Raw genomic sequence first — 25,266 nt, 5'->3', positions numbered from 1 at the left:
TTTTAGATGAATTGTCCCTTCCTCCCTTTCTTGTAGGTATTCTCTATGAGTAAAAATACGACGTAACCACCATTGGGACAAAAACAACGAACAATAATCATTGAGTTTGCTATTTCTATAACAAATAAATCACCAGCGGAAACGAATCATTTACATAGACGATATGACGATACTTTTAATACAATACTTTAAGCGAATCAATGATAGCTTTTATTGATCTAAGAATATTCGTATTATTCATTTACTGATCTATTACATTCTTACAAACCTATCTTTTATCCGTGGTAGTTACACAGATAATATTTCTTGTTTATTTACAGAAATACTTTAGACTATTTATGACATCATTTTCCTACTAACCTCAAGTATCTGTTCTTAGCGTTCAAAAAAGAATTATTTTCAATAATCATACGTTTAAACTAATTTATGTGTAGTGCTTTTTTTTCAAACATAATCAAAAACTGGGAAAACATTACTACTGAATTTATCTTTTCATCATTGACCAAAATTTTTTATGATTAAAAAAATATACCTTTGTAAGCGGATTAACTATTGATTGACTATCGACAGCTTTTGGATTTAAAAATCTCATTCTCAAAATCATAAAAAAAGTATAATAAAATACAATATAAAAATAACCAATTATTTTTTCTGTTGGGAAAGATTTCAACTGTTTTTTTACCTCTATTCCCTAAAAAAGCAAAATAAAATCACCCTAGCCAATGTAGGCAAAGGGTGATTTTTATTTTCTATTTATTTTTTCGCCAAACGTAACAACTCTTTGGCGTGTTCGATCGTTAAAGGCGTGATTTCACTCCCCGCTAACATTCGTGCGATTTCATTTTCTCTTTCAGCTGCGGCTAATTCGGAGACGGATGTTTGTGTTCTTCCGCCGACGACTTTTTTTACAATGTAATATTGATAATCCGCTACAGCAGCCACTTGAGGGAGATGCGTGATACAAAGTACTTGGGAATACTTGGATATTTTCAATATCTTATCCGCAATGGCTTGTGCCACTCTGCCACTAACACCAGTATCAACTTCGTCAAAAATGATACTAGTCACACCTTGTTCAGAAGAAAAAATGGTTTTCAGAGCAAGTAATACTCGTGACAATTCTCCACCTGATGCTACCTTGACTAGTGGCTTCAATGGTTCTCCTGGATTTGTCGTAATATAAAATTCGACAATATCAAAACCTTGCTCATCTAAGCGTCCATTTGCTTGCGTTGAAAAACGAACTTCAAATTCGGTGTTTTCCATATAAAGACTCTTTAATTCGCGCAGAATCGACTGTTCTAAGTCACTTGCGATCGCTTTTCTTGCTTGATGGAGTTCTTCTGCACATTGAAACGCCCACTCTTCTTTTTGGGTCAGTTCATTCTTCATTTTATCAAGTTGACTTTCTGTAAAATCCGATGAATCCAATTCTTCTGTGATTTCTTCATAGTAGGCTAAGATGGCTTCAACTGAATCGCCATATTTACGCTTCAATTGACGAATCGTTTCCATGCGTTGCGTCACTTCTTCCAAACGATTCTCATCCAGTTCAAGCAGATCGATTTGCCTGCTCATATCCCCTACTGCATCTTGCAATAAATAATAGGCACTCTGGATATTATCAAAAATTGCTTCATACTCTGAATCAAGATGGGCAATACTTTGGATCTCGGAAACAGCCATTCCCACCCCATCAAGACTGCTTTGTTCACCTTCACTAAGCGCCCCATAAGCAGTAGCTAAACCATCGACGATTTTTTGATAATTACTTAATTTATCGCGCTCTTCTCGAAGTTTTTCTTCTTCACCAACTTCTAATTGAGCGGCTGCGATTTCTTCTTGTTGGAAATTCAACATATCAATACGTTGGACATAATTTTTTTCGTTTTGTTGGATCTTACGTACTTTTCTTTCAAGTTCACGATACGCTTGATAAGCTTCTTGGTACGCTCTTTTTTTCTGTTGGAATGTCGAGTCCCCAAAACGATCAAGTAACACAAGATGTGACTCAGGTTGTAATAATTCCTGATGCTCATTTTGACCTTGGATATCCACTAAATAACTGCCAACTCGTCGCAAATTCGCTAATGTCACGATATGTCCATTGACTCGACAAACATTCTTACCTGCTAAAGACATATCTCGACGGACGATCAGATTCGAGCCATCAGACTCGATCCCTAACTCTTCCATCAGCGCTTCAAAACCTTCTTGTTTAGGCCACTCAAATAACCCTTCCAGAATACATTTATCGGCACCTTGACGAATATAATCACTTGATCCACGACCACCTGCTAATAAGCCCAAAGCATCAATAATAATTGATTTACCGGCTCCGGTTTCTCCTGTTAATGCTGTCATTCCTTCATGAAACGACAAACGCAATTCAGGAATAATCGCAAAATTGGTGATACTGATTTCTTGTAGCATTGCAATCACTCCTTAGATTAAAGGTAATGCAGAAAATCTTTCTTTAATTGAACAGCATCTTCTTCCAATCGTGTGATCATCAACACATTGTCATCATCGTTGATGATCGAGAACAATTCTTTTTTGTAACGTTTATCGATTAAATTTGCAGCTGCAGAAGCATTGCCCGGTAAAGTCTTTAAAATAACAAATTTTTCCATCTGGTCAACTGCTACAAATGCGTCCTTCAATAGTTTTTCTAGCTTTGTGCTCACATCTTCACTTGTTTCAGCAGGCAGACTATAGCGATAGCCACCATCAACTGCGGGAACTTTGATCAATTTAAGCTCTTTGATATCTCTTGAGATCGTTGCTTGTGTAACAGAAATCCCTTTATTTTTTAATATTTCAACAAATTCTTCTTGTTTACGTATATCTTGTTCATTTAGTAATCGAGTAATCAAACGATGTCGATCTTTTTTTCTCATGCTCAATCCGCTCCTTCACCAATCCTTCTTCTTTCAATGATAGCTTATTTTAAGCGCTTAATAAAGAAGAACTCATAGTCTTTTTTGTCAATTTCTAGACTACCGCTTATGCGTGAATTGTTCATGAGCCATTTCAACGATGTGAGCTGGATCAACGTTCGCATAGATCGTTCCTTTATCTGATACTTTTTTTAAGTGCGCTAAAAATTCAATATTTCCCTCTCCACCTGTAATAGGAGAGTAACTTAGATCTAATACATCAAACCCTTGCTCTGTGGCAAAAGTCAAAATTTGTTCGATGACTTGTTGATGGGTTGTCGCTTCTCGAACAATACCATTTTTACCGACCGCTTCTCTACCTGCTTCAAATTGTGGTTTGATCAATGCAATTACTTCACCCTCTGGTTTCAAAATTGCATGTAATGGCGGTAGCATCAGCTTCAAAGAAATGAATGATACATCAATGACAGCGACTTCTGGCACACCTTGATCAAAGTCTTCAGGTTTTGCATAACGAAAGTTGACACGTTCCATCACGACCACTTTTGGATCTTGTCTGATTTTCCATGCTAACTGATTGTAGCCTACATCTAAGGCATAGCTCATTTTTGCTCCATTTTGTAAGGCAGCATCGGTAAACCCTCCTGTGGATGCCCCAATATCAAGCAATACTTTATCTTTGACTGTTAGATCAAATTGTTTTAATGCTTTTTCTAGTTTCAACCCACCACGAGAAACATACGGCAATTTTTTACCTTTGACTTTTAATTCACTACTAACGGGGATTTTTTCTCCTGGTTTATCAAAACGTTCATTTTTCTCATTATAGATCAATCCTGCCATCACGGAACGTTTTGCTTGTTCCCTTGTTTCAAATAGCCCTTGTTTGACGGCTAATACATCTACTCGTTCTTTTTCCATCCTCTTCCTCACTTCTCATCAAATCGTTTGACCAACTGACGAAGAATCTCTCCATCAAATGAACAAACTTCTTGTTCTAACTCGGCAATGATCCTATTGGCGGAATGGATTTCTCGTTGTAACGCAGCTCTTGTCTGCTCGATCCCTAATAAGCGTGGATACGTATTTTTATCCGCTCGTTCATCCTTGCCAGCTGTTTTTCCTAATGCTTCTGTCGTACTAGTCACATCCAATAAATCATCACGGATCTGAAAAGCTAACCCAAGATGAGCGGCAATTTGTTGCAATTGTAACAAAACTTCTTCTGGTTGTTCTGCTAAAATCCCACCTGCTAGCAAAGCATAACGTATCAAACGTCCAGTCTTTCGTTCATGGATCAATGCTAGTTCTTCTAGCGTCAAATCTTTCGTTTCTCCTTGGATATCTGCCGCTTGTCCTGCAACCATGCCTTGTGTCCCAGCACTAACAGCCAATTGTTGCAATAATAACAATTTTGGTGAGTTCGCTAAGTGGGTCATGCTGATCAACTGGAAGGCACCCGTCAATAATCCATCCCCTGCTAAAATTGCGATTGCCTCCCCATAGACTTTATGATTGGTTGGTTTTCCTCGACGCAGGTCGTCGTTATCCATTGCTGGAAGATCATCATGGATCAATGAATACGTATGGATCATCTCTAATGCTGCTGCCACTTGATAAGCTGAAGTATCGATCTTGGCATCAAAAGAAGCCACGGTTGCTAATAAAGCAAGTGGACGGATTCTTTTTCCTCCTGCATGGATCGAATAGATCATACTTTCTTTTAAGCGTTCATCCGAAGTATATTCCGTAATGAAAGAAACCATTTCTTCTTCTACCAAAGGAAGGTGAGTCGCAGAAAAATCGGTTAGATTCATTGTGTCCCCTCTTTCTCGTCAAAAGTGATCTCTTCATTCGTCTCAGTCATCATTTTTGTGAGGGTTTCTTCTGCTTTAGAAAGAGTATCTTGACATTGCTTACTTAATTCCATCCCTCTTTTGAACGCATCTAACGCTGATTCTAAAGGAACATCTCCTTGCTCTAATTGCATGACGATTTTTTCTAATTCTTGCAATGATTCTTCAAATGTTGGATTTGCCATCTTATTCTGTCTCCTTTTTGATCTGTTCCACTTTACCTTTGACCTGTCCATCTGCATAATGAATGACTAACTCATCACCGACTTGGATCTCATCGACACTTTTTGCCACTTGATCATGCAACGTGGTGTAACTATACCCTCTACCCATGATTTTTAAAGGACTAAGTAAATCAAGTGATTGAACCGTCTGTTGAAACTTTTGTTGCTGTTGTTGCATATATTGGTACATTTTTTCTTCTAGTCGTTTTTCTAAGTAGCTTGTTTCTTGCTTGGCTGATTTCACTCGATAAATTGGTGCAACTTGTTGCAACTGATGACTTAAGGTCATGGTTTGTTTTTCTTTTGCATGGTAAATTTGTTGCGTTGCTTGATACAAGCGTTGCCGCAATTGATCTAGTTTGATCGTTTGTCCCTCGTAGAGACGTTCAGGTTGGCGAAAGACATAGGATTGTCTTGAGCGGGCAAACCGCTCTTGTTTTCGTTGGATCTGGCGTAAAAACCCTTGCTCTAAGCGGGCTTGTCTTTCCTTGATCCGCATCAACTCTTCCGATAATACTGGAACAGCCAACTCAGCTGCTGCTGTCGGTGTCGCTGCTCGAACATCAGCCACTAAGTCAGCAATCGTCGTATCTGTCTCATGACCGACAGAAGAGATGCTCGGTGTTTTTGCTTGATAAATCGCACGAGCCACCCGTTCTTCGTTGAAAGGCCAAAGATCCTCGATCGAACCACCACCACGTCCGATAATCATTGTATCAAAATTTCCTAACACTTCAACGCGTTGGATATTGCGGACGACATCATCTGCTGCTTGGTTTCCTTGCACAACAGTTGGGAACAAAACAAGTTGCGCGATTGGGTAACGGCGTTTGACCGTCGTGATAATATCACGAATGACCGCACCACTAGGACTTGTTAAAACGGCGATGCGTTTTGGAAATCTCGGCAATGCCATTTTAGGTCCAGCAAATAGACCTTCTTTCATCAATTTTTCTTTTCGTTCTTCTAGCTCTTGGTATAACGCACCAACACCATCTGGCTCCATATGTTCCACGTAAATTTGATAAGAACCGCTGGCTTCGTAAAGGGAGATCCGACCAATCACCAACACTTTCATGCCCTCTTTTGGTTGAAAACGTAACTTTTGGAAAGCACCTTTGAACATGATCGCAGAGATTTTTGCGTGATCATCTTTTAAACTGAAATATTGATGCGCATTCGCTCGCATACGGAAATTTGAGATTTCACCAGTTAGATAAACTCTTTCCAGATATGGGTCTGCTTCAAATTTTCGTTTTAAATATTTGGTTAAGGTGGTAACTGTTAAATATTCTTGCGTCATAACTCTCCTCGCTCTGCTTCAGCTGATTGGACCGTTTGTGCCATCAACATCGTGATCGTCATTGGACCTACTCCTTTAGGGACAGGCGTGATATAGCTTGCAAGAGGAGCGACTTCATCAAATTTGACATCGCCGATCAGTTTTCCATTCTCATCACGATTCATCCCCACATCGACAACTACCGCCCCTGGTTTGACAAAGTCTTTTGTCACAAAATGGCCACGCCCAATAGCCACTACGAGTATGTCTGCTTCACGAGTTAACGCTGCAAGGTCTTTCGTTTTTGAATGAGCAATGGTGACCGTCGCATCAGCCATCAACAAAAGTTGCGCCATGGGTTTACCGACAATATTACTGCGACCGATCACTACTGCACGCTTGCCAGTCAAATCAATATCATATGCCTCAAACATCTTCATGATTCCATAAGGCGTACAAGGGATCTTATCAGGATTCCCTGCAAATAAACGTCCTAGATTCAATGGATGGAAGCCATCAACATCTTTTTTAGGATCGATTGCTAATAACACTTTCTCTTCATCAATATGTTTTGGTAAAGGCAATTGTACAAGGATTCCATGGAACCGTGGATCCTTGTTATATTTTTCAATTTCATTTAGAAGCTCATCTTCGGAGATTGTTTGACTATAACGCTCTACTTTTGAATAAATACCTAATTGATTCGCAACTCGTTCTTTGTTACGAACATAGACTTGACTTGCTGGATTTTCTCCAACTAATAAAACAACTAATCCGGGATTGATCTGTCGTTCGTTAAGCTCTTTTACTTTTAACGCAAGTTCTGCTTGCATTTTTTCTGCTAATTCTTTTCCATTCATCAATTCTGACATACGATCACTCCCAGATATTTTTGCTTTCATTCTACCATATAAACCACTTGTAACATAACCAGATTTACTAACTATCATAGAAAAAAGCTAGGACTTACGCCCCAGCTTCTAATTCTTTTAACACATTCGATAACATACCATTTACAAATTTACGTGAACGGTCGTCACTGAATGTTTTAGCTAACTCGATTGCTTCATTCAATGCAACAGTTGCAGGCACGTCATCCACGTACATCATTTCGAAAATCGCGATTCTTAAAATAATCAGATCCATTTTGGAAATGCGGTTGATCCGCCAATTATTTTTTAAATGCTTTTCGATGATCGTGTCTAACGATGCTTTTTTTGCACAGACGCCACCAACTAGTGTGTCTAGATATACTGGAACAAATTCTGATTGCTCTTCATTGATCATCTCTTGATGGTCCAACTCGATCGCATTGAAAATTGCATCTTCTTTTGTCAGATCAGTGTTAAAATCTAATGGGAACAATGCCTGTAATGCCATCTCGCGGATCTCGTGTCTTGATAACTCTTTATTCATTTTCTTCCTCTTCGTCCTCAAAAAGTTCATCGATTGCTGGTTGTTCCAATTTTTCTGGTACAACTGCTACGACATGGATATTGACTTCAGCTAATGCAATGTCGGTCATGAACAGTACTTCTTGGTGAACACGATCCTGCATTTCCATCGCTACTTTTGGTACTGATACGCCATATTCTAAATAACAATATAAGTCAACTTTCAAACCTTCTTCGTCATTGACTAAATATACACCTTTACCATGCGCTGCGCGACCTAGCAATTCTGTGACATTGCTAGCAAAAGTCCCACGCATTCCGTAGACCCCTTCGACTTTAGAAGCTGCAATACCGATAATGACTTCGATCACTTCTGGTGCAATCACGATTTCTCCTAAATCTTGATTAGCATGTAAGACTAAGTTTTTTTCGTCTGCCATTTTTATTTATTCCTCCTTTTGCCTACGTACATCTTTCACTTCAAAAGCGATGTCATGTACCTAGGAAAACTGTCGCCTGTAAATCAGTCATGCGTGAAAAAACGCGCCGTTTACAATCGCTTGATTTCTCTTATAGTGTATCATTAAATGAGCCCATTTTCTATAACAAAGTCTGAGTTTCGACATTTACATTTATTGAAAAACGCTGATTATCATAAAATAATCAATTCTTTTGGTGAGTGAGTCAATACCCGGTTTCCTTCAGCAGTGATCAATAAGTCATCTTCGATCCGGACACCACCGATTCCTGGTAAGTAGATTCCTGGTTCATCTGTAATGACATTACCCACAACAAATGGTTTCTCTGCTCGCGCAGATACATTAGGACCTTCATGGATCTCTAAGCCGATACCATGGCCAGTGGAATGCCCAAATGCTTCCCCATAACCGTATTTGCTGATGTAGTCTCTTGCTACTGCATCAAGTTGGATACCTGTCACTCCAGGTTTAGCCGCTTCTAGAACTGCCAATTGGGCATCTAAAACGATTTGATAGATTTCTTTCAATTGTTCTCCTGGATCGCCGATTGCAAACGTACGTGTCATGTCAGAAACGTATCCTTCATAGTAGCAACCAAAATCGATCGTGATCAAATCCCCTTGTTCAATGATCTTTTGGCTAGCCACTCCGTGTGGCATTGCTGAACGAACACCACTTGCCACGATGGTTTCAAAAGACACACCTGATGCACCTAGTGAACGCATATAGAAATCTAATTGATTCGCGACCTCGATCTCTGTCATCCCTGGTTGGATCATTTTAAGGATATGATCATAAGCCATATCAGCGATGCTACAAGCTTTTTCAATAACCGCTAGTTCGTCCGCATCTTTTACTTCACGCAATTCTTCGATCATATCAGAAACTGGGATCAACTCTGCATCAAGTAATTCTTCCAATACTGAATACTCTAAAAATGAAACTGTGCGTTCTTCAAACGCTAGATTCTTCAATCCTTCTTTTCGAGTCAAATCAGCGACTTCCTCAAAAATTGGTGCAACATTTTTGATGATCTCAAAACCTTGCGCTTGCGCAGCTGCTTGTTCTGTATAACGGAAGTCCGTAATAAAGAAGGCTTTCTCTAATGTGATGACCGCTAACCCAGTGGTTCCTGTAAAATTAGTCAAATAGCGGAGATTGTAAGGACTTGTCACTAAAAATGAATCTAGATTCGCTTCTCGCATTTTTTTGCGTAACTTTTCTACTCGTAACATCATGTGTAAATTCCTTCTTTCTTTGCACTCTTTTTATCATTATAGCAAACTTTCTTTTTTAAAGGCATAGGAAAGATAAATTCCTTCAATAGAAACGAACAAAGCGTTTTGGCTTGAGCTTTCCACCCAAGTCAAAACGCTTTAGACTTTCATTTCTAAGATCTTTTACCAAAGAAAAATGAGACAACTGCAACTAAGATCACTGCCCCTAAAATAGATGGAATAAGTGCCATACCAGCAGCGCTTGGTCCCCAGTTGCCAAAAATCGCTTGACCGATCGTTGAACCAATCAAACCAGCAATAATATTTGTGATGCATCCCATTGAATTTCCTTTACTTGTGATTGCTCCAGCAATCGCTCCAATGATTGCACCAACAATCAATGTCCATAACCAACTCATCGTATAACCTCCCTCTTTACTCTTTAATTTTATCATAAGAAATAAATAGCAAGCAAACGATGAGGGCTAGCTACAAATCATTTACGCTTGAAAATACCGATTACGCCTCGCTTGACTACGTCGATCAAACTTAAAGAGCGAACCATGTGACTTGGGTCAACATACTTACGGATTGCTCGCAAAACTTCCTTGGGATGTTTTGCAGAAAATGAATAGGTTCCGTTTTTCTTTGTGCGAATCGCAAAACGTGGAATCCATTTTCCTTTGAACATCACCGAGGCAATCACGACATCCACCTCTTCCCATGGAATTTGGACGAATTTCCGCGCATCACGATCATTATAAAATTCAAAACCTTTGTCACCAATCATGATCTTCCCATATTCTGCCACACCTAGATAAGATGTCGCATTCATCGTTAAGTCAACTTTTGTGTTCAGCGATTGTACCATTTCAAGCACTCCATTTCTAATCAATCTAAAGTTACGGTAATCAAAAGTCGTACCGTTTCAATGATTTGGCTATTCGTTCAGTTTAGCCTTACTCTTAATTTCGCGTTTTTTACTTCTATATCAAAGACATCTTATCATAAATAGTATGCCTTTTCGAGCATAGATACTACCTCTAACAAACGGTTCTCCACAATCGTCCACCATTTGATCAGAAGAGAGATGAAGTAAAGTCTCGTCGCATTCTATGAAAAAAGCTGCAACAAAAATCAATGATCGATTTCTGTCACAGCTTATTTAGTCTTTTATTGCCTTAGATTACATTAATCCGATCAAGTGGAATACAATACCCACTACGAATAATCCAAGAATGATAACGATTGGTGAAACTTTTTTCTTCAGTAACCACATACAGAACAATGTTAGTAACAACGCAGCTAATCCAGGGATCAAGCTGTCTAAGTTGTCTTGTAATGTTGTTACTTTGTAGTCAGATAGAGAAAGTCCAGCTGCTTGTTGTTCCAACGCACTCTTGATACCTTCTGCACCTGCAGGTAAACTACTCCAATCAATGTAAGCACCTTCGTCAAGTTTAACGCTTGATACTACTGGCGCAAAGCCAATTGATACCCAACGGTTAACTAATGAACCTAAGATGAACATACCTAAGATCGAAGCACCTTTAGTAATGTCTTGCAACAAACCACCAGATAAATCTTCTGTGATTTTAGAACCCGCTTTATAGCCGAATTCTTGTGTGTACCACATAAATGCCATACGGATGATATTCCAAGCGACGAAATAAATGATTGGGCCTAAGATATTTCCAGCCATCGCTAGAGAAGCAGCTAGAGCTCCAAGGATCGGTCTTACTGTAAACCAGAAGACTGGATCACCGATACCAGCTAAAGGTCCCATCATACCAACCTTAACCCCTTGAATCGCAACGTCATCAACAGGTGCGCCATTTGCACGTTCTTCTTCCAGTGCAAGAGTCACCCCTAGAATTGGTGAAGCAACATATGGGTGAGTGTTGAAGAACTCTAAATGACGAGTCAACGCAGCCGCACGGTCTTCTTTTGTTTTATATAATTTTTTGATCGCTGGGATCATTGAGAATGCCCAACCACCATTTTGCATACGTTCGTAGTTCCATGATCCTTGAAGGAAAGTCGAACGCAACCAAACAGAAATACGATCTTTTTTAGATAATTGAATTCTTTCTTCTGCCATTTCGTGAACGCCTCCTTTAATAGTTATCGATGATATCGCCTAGTGGGTCACCAGTATTTGAGCTTCCGCCGTTACCTGAACCACCTTGTTTAGAAAGTGCCAAGTAAATAAGAGCTAAAGCAATACCGATTGCGCCTAGACCGATAAGAGTGATTTCTGATACAGTTGCCAATACAAAACCGATTGCAAAGAATGGCCATACTTCTTTTGTAGCCATCATGTTGATAACCATCGCGTAACCTACAGCAACGACCATTCCACCACCGATAGCTAAACCGTCTGTCAACCAAACAGGCATAGATTCAAGTAAGCTTCTTACTGGACCTTCACCGATTGCTAAGATCAAACCAGCAGGGATCGCAATACGAACACCTTGCATACAGATAGCAACGATATGCCATAATTCAACTTTTCTAAAGTTACCATCTTTTGCAGCAGCATCCATCAAATGAACAAACGCTGTCGCAATCGTACGACAAATGATTGTTAATAATAAACCAGCAACAGCAAGTGGCACAGCAATCGCGATTGCTGAAGAAACGCCAGCTGAACCTTGACCACCTAAAACTAAAATAATTGCAGATGCAACAGATGCCAATGCAGCATCGGGAGCGACAGCGGCACCGATATTTGCCCAACCTAAAGCGATCATTTGTAATGTACCACCCAAGATAAGACAAGGAACTAGATTTCCAGTTACTAAGCCGATCAACGTACATGCAACAACTGGTTGATGGAATTGAAATTCATCAAGAATTCCTTCCATACCAGCTAAAAATGCAACGATGATGACTAAGATCACTTGAATAATATTTAAATCCATGATAGTAATCCTCCATTTTTTCTGATAATTAATTAAGCACGATTTTTTAATTCATCTTGCGCTTTTTTCAAAATTTCATCCATGTTTCCTTTAGAGTCATTCGGTACTTTACGTACATCGAATTTCACGCCAGATTCTTTCAATTTATTGAATGAATCAATATCGTCTTGACTGAAAGCAAGTACTTTATTTGGTTGTACTTTACCTGGAGAATGCGCCATTGATCCGACGTTCACTGTTTCTAATGGTACGCCACCTTCAACTGCACGTACGACATCTTGAGGATTTTCAAACAATAGCAATGCGCGTTGGCCGCCAAAATGTTGATCATCTTTTGCAAGTTTGATCATTTGTTCAACTGGTACAACGTGTGCTTTTACACCAGGAGGCGCAGCTTGTTGAATCAATTTTTTGCGTAACTCATCTTTTGCTACAGCATCAGATACAACGATGATCCGTGTTGGATTTGTTGTTTTTGTCCAAGCAGTTGCTACTTGTCCATGCAACAAACGTGAATCAATACGTGCTAAAACATAAGTGAACTTACCAGGTGTTCCTGAAGGTGCAGCTTCTTGTGCCGCAGCTTTTGTTTCTACTACTGGTTCTAATTCTTCCGGTTTGACTTTCACGCCTTCTTTTGCTGTTTCAATGATATGAGCAGCAATTTCATGTGCTGATTCCATTGAAAAACGTGAAGCATATGCTTCGATCAGCATAGGCAAGTTCAAACCACTTACGATTGCCCACTTATCTTTGTGTTCTTCAAATAATGTGTTTGATTGATTGAACGGTGTTCCGCCCCATAAATCAACTAAGAATAAGACTTCGTCTTGGTTATCGAAGGAAGCGACTGCTTCTTCTAATTTGGCTCTCAAGTCATCTGGACCTTCACTCGGTTGTAAAACAACAGCTTTGACGTTTTCTTGTTCGCCAAAGATCATTGAACCCGACTGTAAGATTCCTTCAGCAAATTGCCCATGACTTGCTAGGATAATCCCTACCATATTTATACCTCCTACTTCTTTTTGTTGTAACAAAATCAAAAATAAAAATAAGTGCTTGCCTTTGACAACAGATACATTTGACCGTTACGCAACAACAATTTTATGCTTTCTTGGCTTTGGTCAGTAATTCCATTAAAAAGATTTTCCGATCAGCAGGCACCTTCCGAATCTCCAACTCCACACCTTGACCATCCAAAAAATGAAAGGCTTCGATATCTCGTTGATCGACGGACACAAAATTTGTGATCATGGTCTTCCCTTCAGAAAAACTCATTCCCCCGATATTTAGAGAATCAATTCGGACACCACTTCGGACAATTTTCTCAACGTCTTTAGGATTAGTAAATAAAAGCATCACTTTCGTTCGCGCTAAGAGTCCACTCTCAAAGATCTGGATCATCTTTTCAACAGTGATGACATTTGCCATGATCCCTGGTGGAGCAGCTTCTTTTAAAAGAAACTTTCTTAACTTGTCTTTCGCTACTACGTCACTTATGACGATGATACGTTCAACGCCAGTCAATTTAGACCAGACAGTTGCAACTTGCCCATGGATCAAACGATCATCTATACGTGCTAATCGAATATCCATTCGTAAATCTCCTTTTTATTAAATCACTACTCAAAACATCTCCCCACTTCTGTCGGAAGAATTTCCGTTAAGCACACTTTATTAAAAGCAAGAACCGTGCCAACTTTTAAAAGATACACTGCTTTATTTAATGGTTTCTTATACAATACACAAAAACGATACACTAAAATAGTGTATCGTTTTTGTGTATATCTTCATTAGTGTATTCTTTTTTCTCTAAATGGTTAGTGATCATTTTCAATAGATAATACACTTCTTCTAACGGAAACTTGACTTTTATCTTTTCTTCTAAATCATTTAGTGGCTTAACAATTTTAACATAGAGCGGATCGTTTTTAATCGAACGATTATCTTGATTTTCTAAAGAGAGCGGTTCATTTAAGATGACACGCTCAATCATTCCCGCCGCATGTAGAACAAGGTTGATCATAAATCCGTATTCTTTTACATCAATGCTTGCTGAATCCATTAACCCATCTGCAAATTTCCATAGAGGATCGATTAACTTTTCTCCATTGATAAATGTAAAATTATCTGCGATAAATGACACACATGTACTTTTGGCTGTTTCTTCATTTAATAAAACATCTTCGGTTTCATCTAACTCTGACTCTAACAGTAATTGATCTAAAATCACCTCAATGTTTTGATCAATAAATCTTTCCAAAGGAATGAATGGTGCATCGATATGCGGGTCCGTGATCCCAGTCGTCGCGATGATTTGATAATTTTTTTGGATCTTTGGTAGCTTAGTTTTCAAATCGACGATAGACAAAGCAATCACTTCCAATTGAGCTTCTTGTCTTTTACTGACTGCACGCTCGATCAACGATTTGATTCGCTGTGCTGTTCCCTCTCCTGAGGCACAGATGGCCACTACGGCTTTTCGTTGCTTGTCGTCCGCTTCTGCAACATTTCCACTTGAGACTTCAGCATACCCACGGAAATTCTTCAAGGATTCATAAAGCAAGTCAAGATCTGTTCCCAACACCGACACTTTACGTACTGTTTCTAAAACTAAAGAAGTCGTGACCATATCGACTGTTCGGACAGGGATACCCGTATCTTGCTGTATCTGAGCATTGAAAGACGCAAGCGAACCCATGTCCACCAGAAGAATTGTTCCACTCCCCTCATCTACTTCTTGCACACTACGCTCAATCCGACTTAAAGCAGTTTTCGGGTCCATGTCTAGTGGCATATCCACCGCTCGGACGTTATCCGCATCTAGCAACTGTTGAACCACTTGGACCATACTGCTTGCGGTACTATTGCCATGTGCAGCCACAACGACCCCGATTCGACCACTTGCTTGATTGGCTCGTAATGAAACAAGCAATACAGTCAAATAGTAATCTTCACTTTCTGGGATTTCCACTTGGAAATACATTTCGATATGTTGCCGTACTTCTTTCGCCAGTGCGTATTCCTCAGGAAAATCAATGGCCATTTCTCGGATATTATCATTCGTATGCCGTTCTTCTCCTAAATGGATTCGTTTTAGAAAAGAACTGATATGCAGACTCATCGCATAAATAAAATTTTGTTGAAACTCGTATGGCAAAGATTGCTTCACCATGAGATAAATCTGATTCGTTACTTCAATGATTTTAGGATCGACAAATTCCGCCAACTTATTATCTGCATTAAATGAAAAACCGTGATCTTTATAGAATGACTTTAAATGGATATTGATATCTGTTGAGATAAAATGATTGATTGCTTCTTGGTCCAAACCATCTGACTTGAGCAAAGCAGCTTTATCACCAATAATGTCGTAAAGATTATAAGGCAACTCATAGGAGTCTGCCTGTAACTGCATCACATCATCGTTCGGAAAAACGGTGATTTTAGGATCAAGTATCTTGGATAACTCTGCCATCTCTTTTCGATTACTTGCTAGTTGAATCAACCCACTACGAATCCCTTCAGTTAAATCATCGATCGTAATCGATATTTCAGGTTTGTTCATATGGTTTAGAAATCCTCGCGCACATACCAATTGGATATTCGACTTCAACTGTCCAATGTTTCCATAAGTAACACTGCCTATTAGCGCTTTCACAACATCTTCTGTTAAAGAAATTTTTCTTTGCGTACGATTCGCTTCGTGAGCAATCATGATCTTGACTAAATCGATTTTTTCATTCGCTGGACGTCGATCAAAAGCAGGTAACTTGATATTGATCGGAATACGGCGCACAAATGTCTCAAGTAGTGCCGAACCTGGATCTTCAGTCGTTGCACCGACGATCCGAACATTCGCTTCATGAGATTTCGTTGTTTCGCCCAATCGGCTATAGGTACCATGGTCCATAAAATAAAAAATCATTTCTTGTCCTTCAGGTGGAAGTCGATGAATTTCATCCAAGAAAAGCATCCCGCCGTCCGCTTGATCAATGATTCCCATTTTCTCTTCTTCCGCACCTGTAAACGCACCTTTGACATACCCGAAAAGATGACTCATCAGTAATTCAGGGTTATTAGCATAGTCCGCACAGTTAAAGACGATCAACTCTGTGTCTTCTTCCACCACATGGTTGGTTTTAGCAAAATGAAACATCGCATGAGCAAAATAAGTCTTTCCAGAACCAGTCGGTCCAGTGATCAAACAGTTCAACCCTCTGGGAGGATACAAAATGGCGGCTTTTGCTTGTTCCACTGAGTTTTTCATACTACCATTCGCTCCAATGATTTTGGCAAAAATATCTTTCGTATCTACTTGAAGACTCGGTTTTTTCACGTGAGTCAATTCTTCTTTATAACTAGGTACGTATTTGGATAATGGCTTTTCAATGATTGGACTTTCTTGATAGACATACCGAACCGGACGACCATCGGTTTTCTTCAACTTTCCTTCACGCACCAATTTGTTGAGATCTTTACTGCTATTAGTACGCTGGATACCCAAAACTTCCGCAATCTCTTGGGTCGTTACACCTTGATCATTTTCTTCTATAGATAAATGAGCGGTCTTTTCTTTGACATACGTATAAATTCGGTCAATTCGTTTTGCCAATATTTTCGCCCCTCTTCTCTTGTCCTTAAAACCTAATACTATTGATTTAATCACTATTCGTCAACTATTTATATCAAAAAGAAAACAAGACACGCTCAAAACAAAAAAAGAACATTTGTTGTTTATTTATTAAGCAATTTAGACAAGTCTAAACGTGTACTATTTTTTCAGATAACAGAAAACGATTATCTCTTTTTTACTTTGCGGGATATCTTTTCCAGTTAGAACTAGCGAAAATAGTAAACCAACTATTTTTACAGCCAGTCATTCTCCCAACGCAAAAAAGCCTGACTCTGTTTGAGCCGGAAATCATTAGTAATTCAGAAAAAATGAAAAAACTCTATCCCTCGCTAGGCAAGGAATAGAGCCAACTGTTCATTAAGCTTCTTGAGCTACTGGATAAACAGACACTTGTTTTTTGTCGCGGCCTTTACGTTCGAAACGAACAACACCGTCAACTTTAGCAAATAAAGTGTCATCTCCACCAATACCTACGTTCACACCTGGATAAATTTTTGTTCCGCGTTGGCGGTAAAGAATTGATCCACCTGTAACTGTTTGTCCGTCAGCACGTTTTGCACCTAGACGTTTTGATTCTGAGTCACGGCCGTTAGATGTAGAACCGCCACCTTTTTTGTGGGCAAATAATTGTAGATTCATTGTTAACAACATGGTCTGCACCTCCTATTTATCATTAATTGTTTTTGTTTGGATATATTCTGGGTTTTCAGCTTCGATCGATTGTAAACCTAATAGGAGATTCTCCAATAAGATTTCCGCAATATTGTTTTGCTCTTGTGTCAATCGTGAAATTACTTCGACGTACAAATAGCCGCCTTCTTCTTCATTCATGTCAACAATCGGTTCAAAACCAGCTAATGATGAAATCCCATTGACAGTGCTGATCGCTAAGGCAGAAACACCTGCACAAACGATATCACTTCCGTAAGGACCGGCATCAGCGTGCCCAGTCAAAGTAAATGAAACGATTTGACCAGCGTCATTTCGTTTAAATGTCCCTTTGATCATTGTTTAGGCCTTCTTTCTCAAACGCAGATTAAGCGTTGATCGCGTCGATAACCACTTTTGTGTATGGTTGACGGTGACCTTGTTTACGGTGTGAGTGTTTTTTAGGTTTGTATTTGAAAGTAACGACTTTCTTTTGTTTGCCGTGTTTTTCAACTGTACCTTCAACTGTTGCACCAGAAACGGTTGGAGCGCCTACTTTCGTAGTTTCGCCACCTACTAAAATAACTTCGTCAAATACAACCTTTTCGCCTGCTTCAACGTCAAGTTTTTCGATGTAGATTGTTTGTCCAACTTCAACTTTTACTTGTTTACCACCTGTTTTAATAATTGCGTACATGCTTTAAAGCACCTCCTTATTTTCATACTTAGACTCGCCATCCAGAGTGACAGGGTGTCCTGTACTTAATCAAACTCATTCTGTGCGGTTGTAGCTGTGGAGACCACAATTACAACATTACTAGAATAACAAATCCTACTATATTAGTCAACAACTTTTTTATTTTGCCAATCATTCGTCAATTGAACGATTTCTTTCTATAATGGATGAGAATAGGAGTTGATACTATGGATTACCCAAAACATTTGATTGACGAAGCAACTCGGCGTATTCAAGGACACCGCGTGGAAGGATTTGTCGCTGGACAAGGCCCTATCCGACCCAAATTGATGTTAGTTGGCGAAGCCCCAGGTAAAACAGAAATTGAGAATCACATTCCATTTAGCGGCCAAGCTGGCAAAGAGTTGATGAATGCACTAAAATCAGTCGGGTTATCTCGGGATGAAGTGTATATTACTAGCGCTGTCAGAAGCCGTCCTTATCGAATCGTCCAACGCATCAATGGACGGACAAAAAAATCAGAGATCGTTTATCCGAATCGAACGCCAAGTAAAACGGAAGTTTTTGCTCATGCACCAATCTTAGATTACGAACTACAACATATACAGCCCTCTTTGATTGCCACGCTAGGCAATATTGGACTGCAACGTTTATTAGGTAATGGCTATACAATTTCAAAAAATCACGGAAAACTATATACCGGACCAGTCTTAGAGTTAAATCCACCGCATGATGCTTATCAATTTTCCACTAAACAGTATCGTGTTCTTCCACTCTTCCACCCAGCGGCCATTTTTTATAATCGAACGCTGACAGAAACGATTTTAGAAGATTGGCAAAAACTTGGAAAAATACTTGCTGAAAAAAAGTAAAGACAGCAAAAGAACCAACCAGTCTCACAAATCATGATCGATTGGTTGGTTCTTAGTTTTAGCGACTAGATCAAACTAAGATTGGATCTCCTTTGACTAAGTCTTGATTATAACGCGCGATTTTCTTTTGGAGACGTTCCTGACAAGCTTGCATCTCTGCAATTTTTTTTGCCAATTGTTCACTTTCTTCCATAAGAAGATCCCTACGAGCAAGGATTGTTTCATCACCGGCGCTATATAAACGAATATATTCAGTCAAAGATTCGATCGACAAACCCGCACTACGCATACATAAGGTGAAATCGACCCAACGTAAATCTTCTTCAGTATAATCCCGGATACCTCCGTTTGTTCGGTTCACCGGTGGGATCAAACCGATTCGTTCATAGTAGCGTAACGTATCCGCAGAGATTCCTTTTTCTTCACTCACTTGTTTGATGTTCATCCATTCCTACCTCCCAAACGTCTATAAACTTATTTTACCTTAGAACAGGCGGCAGTCACAATTTTTTTAGCGAACCAACTGACTATATTTCACTATCTAACATAGTTTGTTTGTGTAAAGAGGCCAGCGCATGAGCCACCGTAAGATGTTGTTCTGTCTTTTGTTTTTCCCAAAGATGTTGCAATTGCTTTTCCACTTCTGGTTGTAACGAGGTGTAAATAATCGTTTGTTCTTTTATAGCAGCTTTTTCTTGAAATTCTTCAAATAAACTTTGCGCCGTCAAATCAATACTTGGCACCCCGCGCATTGAAAAAATGATTCCTTCTTTATCTGTTAATTCTGTTAACGTCGCTTTCAATCGTTCGGCGGACATGAAGAATAAAGGACCACTGATATAAACAACTGCCCAATTATCCAACTTTTTCGTTTCCGGCAAACTCATTCGCTGCCAGTCGATTTCCTCCACTGAGATCGTGATGGCTGCACTCTTAACAATAAAAAATACACACCCACTGATAATTCCTATAACGATCGCAATACTAAGATCAAAAATCACTGTACACCCCATCGTCAAGAAAAATAGAAGAAGCGCTGACCAGTATCTTTTAGCGAATAGTTCTTTGATTGTTTCCCATTCATTCATACGCCAAGCAGTGACGATCAATACGCCTGCTAATGCTGGCATCGGAATGTTCGACATGATTGGTGCAAAAATAAGCATGGATAGAAACAATACGATTGCATGGGTCATTCCAGCTACTCTGGTTTGAGCACCGGATTTGATTGCGACACTCGTTCGAGCAATGGCTGCTGTAGCTGGAATCCCACCAAAAAATGGTAACAGTAGATTACCAATTCCTTGTGCTACTAACTCTTGATTACTATCTAACTGACAATTCGCCATTCGGCCTGCCGAGGCACCACACAACAAACTTTCGATCATACCTAACAGTGCAATGCTGATTGCTGGTACAATCACTGTTTGGATCGCTGACAAACTAAAATCACCAAGTACCAAACGGTTACTACTGATCAATGTTTGGGGAATTTCCCCTACGGTCGCAATTGGCCAATCAACGATCATCATCAACGTAGTTGTGAGGATGATTGCCAACAATGAGCTTGGTATCTTTTGCCCCCATTTTTTAGGATAGATCAGCATCCCAATAATGACCAAACTCCCCATTAAAATCGTTGGCAAAGAAATTTCAAAGCCTAAGTTTTGATAACTAGCCAATTTTTCCATCACATTGGCCCCTTCTGAGTGAACACCGAATAAATTATCGATCTGACCTAAAGCAATAATGATTGCAATACCAGAGGTAAACCCTGTGATGACAGGTGCAGGGATAAATGAAGTCAGCGTTCCTAATCGCAAGACACCCGCAGCGAGTAAAAGAACTCCAGCCAAAAAAGTAGCCAGCAAGACACCTTGCATTCCTTGTTTTGCGGCAATCGACATCAAGATTGCTGCCATCGCGCCAGTAGGACCAGAAATCTGATAGAACCCACCAGATAAACCACCAATGACTAGACCAGCAATTACAGCAGTGATCAGACCAGCAGCTGCATCTGCCCCACTTGAAACACCGAAGGCTAAAGCGAGTGGTAAAGCAACCGCCGCGACTGTAATACCTGCCAATAAATCTTTTTGAAATACCGAAAGATTATAACCAGAAAATTCTTTTTTCAATAAACCAATATAATTCTTTAACAACACTACTACCCCATTTTCATAAAAAATTGATGAAATGCACGTTACAGGATAGCATATTTTGTTGATTAAAGTAAGTTTTTTCACAAACTTTCATAATTTTTTCAGCTGTTTTTCTATTATATCCTAAAAGAATAATGTAATGAGTGCAATCGCTGCTAACCCACCTTGTTTGACGATGATCAAGCGATCACTAGTCAAGCTACCATAAGCAGCTACAAGTAAAATATAGATCAGCAATAGTCCCGTGATTTCTTTTGGTGCATTTGAAAAATAAGCACCGTATACTAATGCCACACCAAGTAAACCATTATAGATCCCCTGATTCTTAAATAAAGTCTGTACCGACTGACGTTGTAATTCTTCCTTCGGCATGTTGAATACTCGACTAGTTGTGGCAGATTCCGTCGCAAAAGTTTCAATATACATGATATAAAGAAATTCCAAGGCAACAAGTGTAACTAAAATTTGAGATAATAATGTCATCTATTTTCTTCCTTTCTAAAACCGGTGATTGATCGTTTTTTTAGCTGGATCATTGCTGTGATTGACCAAACGAAAACGATCTCTCTTTGATTATAAAGGAACTGTTGTTTTTTTTCTGCAACTTACTCTTACAAATCAAGCGTATAAAAATACAAATAAACGCCGACTCATCACTGAGTCAACGTTATACGTCGTCTAATCACTAGAGTTTTCGATCATACGGTGGTGCTTAGTAAGTAACAGGTCATTGATTCTCCTCCACCTAGATCGATTGGTTGGCGACCAAAAATGGTGAATCCTTTTTTTAAGTAAAATTGGTAGTTGCAGTTAGAGTCTGTATAGAGAAATATTCGCTTATTTTTATAACGTTTCTCTATTTCTTCTAACAAGCGTGAGCCAATCCGCTTACCTTTCAATGTGGGATCAACGGCAAAATAAGTGACTTCGCCTTCTGGATGATTAGATGCAAATTCATGATACATTGTTTGATTGGCTTGATCATAAATACCTATTGCATCTTGATAGCCGGTCAATCCCATCAATTTTTCCACTACGTTGATAAACAGGCGTCTTCCCCATGAAACAGATACTTTCGTTTCCCCATCGAAGCGAGCAAAAAGAAAGCCGACAAATTGACCGTCTAGATACGCACCTAATGTGACTGTTGATTTCATCAATGCACCTGTAAGTGCATACTGACGATAGAGATAAAGTGCGATAGGATTTTCTGTATAGCTCGAAAAATTCATCCCTTGTGCTGCAAATTCACTTGCTTTATTTAAGTCTTTTCTATCAATTGAACGAATCGTTAATTTTTCCATATCCATCTACTCCTTTTGAATCAAAACTTTATTTCTTTACGTAACTTTATTATAATTACTCAAAAAGCGACTTCCTATAGGCAATGATTCAACATCTGTTCAATAATGAACACTTAGGAAGATACTGTCTAAAAAAGGAGATACATATGGATCGTCGAAGCACCCGAACGAAGCAAGCAATCAAACAAGCCTTTTTAGATTTAACGAAAGAAAAACCCATCAATAAAATCACGATTGCGGAGCTTTCACAACAAGCAGATATCGGAAGAGGGACGTTTTATACTCACTATGAGGATATCTATGATTTGCGTTCAAAAATCATTGAAGAATCGATTTGTACACTGACAGATATCTTCGATCAAACTTACCCCAACAAAGAGCAATATGACTTTCGCCGATTCGTCCATACTTTAGTCAATCATGTAGATGAGAACAAAGCTGTTTTTCACTTTTTCTTCAATGATTTCATGGATGATGAACTCTCTGTCCAACTTACACAGATCCTGATAAAAAGAGTCATGGACGAAGAACAATTAGATATGAAAGATATCAAAAATAAAGTAGAAGTCCTTTTTTCTATTTCCGGAACTACTAGCGTCTTAGCCGAATGGATCAATGGTCATTTAAACGTGGAGAAAGAAGAATTGATTGCTATTTTAGACGACATCATCACACGGTTTTAATAAAAAAGAAGAACGACTATGCAACGACACTATCGTTGCTAGTGTTCTTCTTTTTTTCGTAAGTGATATCCTTACTCGAGTTGCGTCAAAAATTCTCTTTGTTCATCACCTAAAGGGATGATTTTTTTCATAATACGAAACCGCCAGTGCTTTCTACCAGCGGAAAAATGCCAGACCACGGATAATCCACCACCTAATGCTACTTGTTCCTCTTCGATCACTGTTCGCTCATACGTGAGATGATCAATGACTTTTGTTTGAAAAAAATTCAAAAACAAAATCGTCACTTTTGTCTCATCAATCAATAGAATTGCTTTACTACTGACACTGTCCATACTCTGAGATTCCGCAAAGCAGCGAAACATTCCCTGTGACTCGTATGGACGCGTCAAACGATCCATCCATTTTCTTGTGATTAACATTCGTCTTTTCCTTTGTCCTCTCCTGAAATATGCCGTTCGATGTTCAATTTAAGAAACGTTGGTCACACTATCTGATCAGACAGTTTCTTTTGATAGTTTCTTTTGATAGTTTATTTTATCATAGATGTCTGATTTTCCTAGATTAATCAAATGAAGGTATTTCAGAAAAAGTGAGCGACAAAAAAAAGACTTCTAATTGACAGAAAACTACTTCACGTTATTCCATATCTTACACTATCTCTTAGGAACACATTCCCAAATATTTTTTTTACGGCAAGCACTTAATCATGCACCGTGGAAATTGAAAAAACTGTAGCAAAGTCTTTAACTGACATGCTTTAGAAACAAAATCATCATATTCATACTCTTAGGATTTTTAACATTTTGGTTGGCACAAATTTGGCACAATCTACAAAAAAACCGCTAGAAACAAAAGTTTCTAACGGTTTTTTACGTCACAGGAGGGATTCGAACCCCCGACCGTCCGCTTAGAAGGCGGATGCTCTATCCAGCTGAGCTACTATGACAGCTTTAGCGGAACAAAAATAATTATAGATAAATTGAGAGCTTATGTCAATACAAAATAGTTATTTTATGAAACAAAAATTTTTATCGTACTTTTTTCTTACAGATTTCACTATAAAAATACAGCCACTATTTTCATATTGTACTTTTTTGCTGCGATCGACTTGTCATTTTAACATGGAACATGAACGTCTGTTTCGTTCAAAATAGTAAGGCAGAACTTGATTGGATTGATTCCCTACTTTCAACCTCTGCCTTGCTATCAATGAAATCGACTTAGCTAGTATTCTTTTGAATCTTTGCTAAAAAATCTGGCAATTATAAGTCGATCGTTTCTGCCTCTTTCGTGATCAAAATCACACCATCACCCAAAGGTAACAACGTAGAGGTCAAATCCGGATGTTCCATGACCACGCGTAGAAATTCATTCAATTTACGATGGATCGCTCGTTTTCCTCTTGGGATCTCTTCATCTGACAGAAGAATCGTCCCTCCTTGAAAAATATCATCAACCATCAAGACGCCACCTTTTTTCAACACACGAAGGCATTCAGGCAAGAATTCGATATATTTTGATTTTGCACTATCCATAAATATAAAGTCATAAGGACCAGTCAATGTTGGCAAAATATCAGCCGCTTGGCCTTCCAATAATGTCACTCGATCCGTCATCTCTAAACGCTCATACGTCGCTTTCGCTTTTCTGATCATTACGTCAAAGCGATCGATCGTCGTCACATGACCGTCTTTTCCAATAACTTGCGCCATCAAACTAGATGAAAATCCAATCGCAGCTCCGATTTCAAGTACTTCTTTTGGTTTGATCTGTCCTAATAAAAACTGCAAAAAGACGACCGTCTCATGAGGAATGATCGGCACTTCCGCCGCATGTGCTTCCTCTTCGACTTTCCCCAATTCTCCAGTTAACTGTTTTTGTTTTGTCCGCATAAAATCCAATAACTCTTCTTTTACAACGGGACGATGCATCATTTCGTTACGCATACTTCCCCTCCTCTTCCAAACATTATACGAAGAAACCTA

At 39.1% G+C, this 25,266-nt stretch carries 28 protein-coding genes, 1 tRNA gene and 1 other annotated feature; of the genes, 2 read left to right on the top strand and 27 right to left on the bottom strand.

The features are described from left to right. Positions 1-753: 753 nt before the first annotated feature. From recN to rplU, 20 genes are all read right to left on the bottom strand, one after another. Positions 754-2,433, bottom strand: coding sequence for a DNA repair protein RecN (gene recN / locus IGK77_RS04225; RefSeq protein WP_071865925.1), 1,680 nt, complete (start codon positions 2,431-2,433; stop codon positions 754-756). Between the two features lie 17 nt (positions 2,434-2,450). Further along, positions 2,451-2,900 (bottom strand): arginine repressor, encoded by a 450-nt coding sequence (locus IGK77_RS04220; protein WP_010735995.1) that lies wholly within the window; start codon positions 2,898-2,900, stop codon positions 2,451-2,453. Positions 2,901-2,999: 99 nt separating this feature from the next. Next, complete coding sequence (locus IGK77_RS04215; protein WP_010735996.1) at positions 3,000-3,821, bottom strand: TlyA family RNA methyltransferase; 822 nt, start codon at positions 3,819-3,821, stop codon at positions 3,000-3,002. Positions 3,822-3,829: 8 nt separating this feature from the next. Next, positions 3,830-4,717 (bottom strand): polyprenyl synthetase family protein, encoded by an 888-nt coding sequence (locus IGK77_RS04210; RefSeq protein ID WP_074800176.1) that lies wholly within the window; start codon positions 4,715-4,717, stop codon positions 3,830-3,832. After that, positions 4,714-4,941, bottom strand: a complete 228-nt coding sequence (locus IGK77_RS04205; protein ID WP_010735998.1) for an exodeoxyribonuclease VII small subunit — start codon at positions 4,939-4,941, stop codon at positions 4,714-4,716. The genes IGK77_RS04210 and IGK77_RS04205 overlap by 4 nt, the downstream gene beginning before the upstream one ends. 1 nt (position 4,942) lies before the next feature. Continuing rightward, a complete protein-coding gene (xseA, locus tag IGK77_RS04200) occupies positions 4,943-6,283 on the bottom strand; it encodes an exodeoxyribonuclease VII large subunit (protein WP_074800173.1) in 1,341 nt (446 codons plus the stop codon). Continuing rightward, entirely contained in the window at positions 6,280-7,134 is an 855-nt protein-coding gene (locus tag IGK77_RS04195; RefSeq protein ID WP_071865922.1) for a bifunctional methylenetetrahydrofolate dehydrogenase/methenyltetrahydrofolate cyclohydrolase, read from the bottom strand. The genes xseA and IGK77_RS04195 overlap by 4 nt, the downstream gene beginning before the upstream one ends. A 94-nt stretch (positions 7,135-7,228) precedes the next feature. Next, positions 7,229-7,678: a transcription antitermination factor NusB gene (gene nusB / locus IGK77_RS04190; RefSeq protein WP_010736001.1), complete on the bottom strand. Its 450-nt coding sequence runs from the start codon at positions 7,676-7,678 to the stop codon at positions 7,229-7,231. Further along, entirely contained in the window at positions 7,671-8,096 is a 426-nt protein-coding gene (locus IGK77_RS04185) for an Asp23/Gls24 family envelope stress response protein (protein WP_010736002.1), read from the bottom strand. The genes nusB and IGK77_RS04185 overlap by 8 nt, the downstream gene beginning before the upstream one ends. A 212-nt stretch (positions 8,097-8,308) precedes the next feature. Continuing rightward, the gene (locus IGK77_RS04180; RefSeq protein WP_071865921.1) at positions 8,309-9,373 is read right to left on the bottom strand and encodes a M24 family metallopeptidase; all 1,065 of its coding nucleotides are present in this window, start codon (positions 9,371-9,373) and stop codon (positions 8,309-8,311) included. A gap of 152 nt (positions 9,374-9,525) precedes the next feature. Continuing rightward, on the bottom strand, positions 9,526-9,771 hold the full coding sequence (locus IGK77_RS04175; protein ID WP_010736004.1) for a GlsB/YeaQ/YmgE family stress response membrane protein: 246 nt from the start codon (positions 9,769-9,771) through the stop codon (positions 9,526-9,528). 77 nt (positions 9,772-9,848) lie between these two features. Further along, a complete protein-coding gene (locus tag IGK77_RS04170) occupies positions 9,849-10,223 on the bottom strand; it encodes a DUF956 family protein (protein ID WP_071865920.1) in 375 nt (124 codons plus the stop codon). Positions 10,224-10,538: 315 nt separating this feature from the next. Next, entirely contained in the window at positions 10,539-11,453 is a 915-nt protein-coding gene (locus tag IGK77_RS04165) for a PTS system mannose/fructose/sorbose family transporter subunit IID (protein ID WP_019724014.1), read from the bottom strand. Positions 11,454-11,469: 16 nt separating this feature from the next. Next, entirely contained in the window at positions 11,470-12,276 is an 807-nt protein-coding gene (locus IGK77_RS04160; RefSeq protein WP_071865919.1) for a PTS mannose/fructose/sorbose transporter subunit IIC, read from the bottom strand. Between the two features lie 32 nt (positions 12,277-12,308). Beyond that, the gene (locus IGK77_RS04155) at positions 12,309-13,280 is read right to left on the bottom strand and encodes a mannose/fructose/sorbose PTS transporter subunit IIA (RefSeq protein WP_071865918.1); all 972 of its coding nucleotides are present in this window, start codon (positions 13,278-13,280) and stop codon (positions 12,309-12,311) included. Between the two features lie 100 nt (positions 13,281-13,380). Then, entirely contained in the window at positions 13,381-13,872 is a 492-nt protein-coding gene (locus IGK77_RS04150; protein ID WP_066026051.1) for a mannose/fructose/sorbose PTS transporter subunit IIB, read from the bottom strand. A gap of 163 nt (positions 13,873-14,035) precedes the next feature. Further along, complete coding sequence (locus IGK77_RS04145) at positions 14,036-16,891, bottom strand: sigma-54-dependent transcriptional regulator (RefSeq protein ID WP_074800166.1); 2,856 nt, start codon at positions 16,889-16,891, stop codon at positions 14,036-14,038. Positions 16,892-17,269: 378 nt separating this feature from the next. Next, the gene (gene rpmA, locus IGK77_RS04140; protein ID WP_010736011.1) at positions 17,270-17,563 is read right to left on the bottom strand and encodes a 50S ribosomal protein L27; all 294 of its coding nucleotides are present in this window, start codon (positions 17,561-17,563) and stop codon (positions 17,270-17,272) included. A gap of 12 nt (positions 17,564-17,575) precedes the next feature. Further along, complete coding sequence (locus IGK77_RS04135; protein WP_010736012.1) at positions 17,576-17,920, bottom strand: ribosomal-processing cysteine protease Prp; 345 nt, start codon at positions 17,918-17,920, stop codon at positions 17,576-17,578. 28 nt (positions 17,921-17,948) lie between these two features. Beyond that, positions 17,949-18,257: a 50S ribosomal protein L21 gene (gene rplU / locus IGK77_RS04130; protein ID WP_019723824.1), complete on the bottom strand. Its 309-nt coding sequence runs from the start codon at positions 18,255-18,257 to the stop codon at positions 17,949-17,951. 20 nt (positions 18,258-18,277) lie between these two features. Continuing rightward, positions 18,278-18,357, bottom strand: a sequence feature (ribosomal protein L21 leader region). 127 nt (positions 18,358-18,484) lie between these two features. Between rplU and IGK77_RS04125 the strand changes: the two genes are divergently transcribed. Continuing rightward, on the top strand, positions 18,485-19,129 hold the full coding sequence (locus IGK77_RS04125) for a uracil-DNA glycosylase (protein ID WP_071866973.1): 645 nt from the start codon (positions 18,485-18,487) through the stop codon (positions 19,127-19,129). A gap of 70 nt (positions 19,130-19,199) precedes the next feature. Here the strand turns inward: IGK77_RS04125 and IGK77_RS04120 are convergent, their stop codons facing one another. The 4 genes from IGK77_RS04120 to IGK77_RS04105 all read right to left on the bottom strand — a co-directional run bounded on the left by IGK77_RS04120 (position 19,200) and on the right by IGK77_RS04105 (position 22,595). Further along, entirely contained in the window at positions 19,200-19,574 is a 375-nt protein-coding gene (locus IGK77_RS04120) for a MerR family transcriptional regulator (protein ID WP_071866974.1), read from the bottom strand. Positions 19,575-19,656: 82 nt separating this feature from the next. Further along, positions 19,657-21,291, bottom strand: coding sequence for a SulP family inorganic anion transporter (locus IGK77_RS04115; RefSeq protein ID WP_074800164.1), 1,635 nt, complete (start codon positions 21,289-21,291; stop codon positions 19,657-19,659). Between the two features lie 123 nt (positions 21,292-21,414). Continuing rightward, complete coding sequence (locus IGK77_RS04110; RefSeq protein ID WP_071866976.1) at positions 21,415-21,774, bottom strand: DUF1304 domain-containing protein; 360 nt, start codon at positions 21,772-21,774, stop codon at positions 21,415-21,417. A gap of 215 nt (positions 21,775-21,989) precedes the next feature. Continuing rightward, entirely contained in the window at positions 21,990-22,595 is a 606-nt protein-coding gene (locus IGK77_RS04105) for a GNAT family N-acetyltransferase (protein WP_074800162.1), read from the bottom strand. A gap of 146 nt (positions 22,596-22,741) precedes the next feature. Between IGK77_RS04105 and IGK77_RS04100 the strand changes: the two genes are divergently transcribed. Beyond that, complete coding sequence (locus tag IGK77_RS04100; protein ID WP_074800159.1) at positions 22,742-23,278, top strand: TetR/AcrR family transcriptional regulator; 537 nt, start codon at positions 22,742-22,744, stop codon at positions 23,276-23,278. 71 nt (positions 23,279-23,349) lie between these two features. Here the strand turns inward: IGK77_RS04100 and IGK77_RS04095 are convergent, their stop codons facing one another. The 3 genes from IGK77_RS04095 to IGK77_RS04085 all read right to left on the bottom strand — a co-directional run bounded on the left by IGK77_RS04095 (position 23,350) and on the right by IGK77_RS04085 (position 25,227). Then, positions 23,350-23,700 carry a hypothetical protein gene (locus IGK77_RS04095; protein ID WP_074800156.1) on the bottom strand — a complete coding sequence of 117 codons (351 nt, stop codon included), beginning with the start codon at positions 23,698-23,700 and terminating at the stop codon, positions 23,350-23,352. 453 nt (positions 23,701-24,153) lie between these two features. Next, positions 24,154-24,227, bottom strand: a tRNA-Arg gene (locus tag IGK77_RS04090). A 316-nt stretch (positions 24,228-24,543) separates the two neighbouring features. After that, complete coding sequence (locus IGK77_RS04085) at positions 24,544-25,227, bottom strand: O-methyltransferase (protein WP_071866980.1); 684 nt, start codon at positions 25,225-25,227, stop codon at positions 24,544-24,546. Between the last annotated feature and the right edge of the window lie 39 nt (positions 25,228-25,266).

It is taken from the genome of Enterococcus sp. DIV0806c (genome assembly GCF_051710905.1).
GTDB lineage: Bacteria > Bacillota > Bacilli > Lactobacillales > Enterococcaceae > Enterococcus_B > Enterococcus_B mundtii.
The sequence above is the reverse complement of the archived record's forward strand: the minus strand, read 5'-3'. Positions and strand labels throughout refer to the sequence as shown.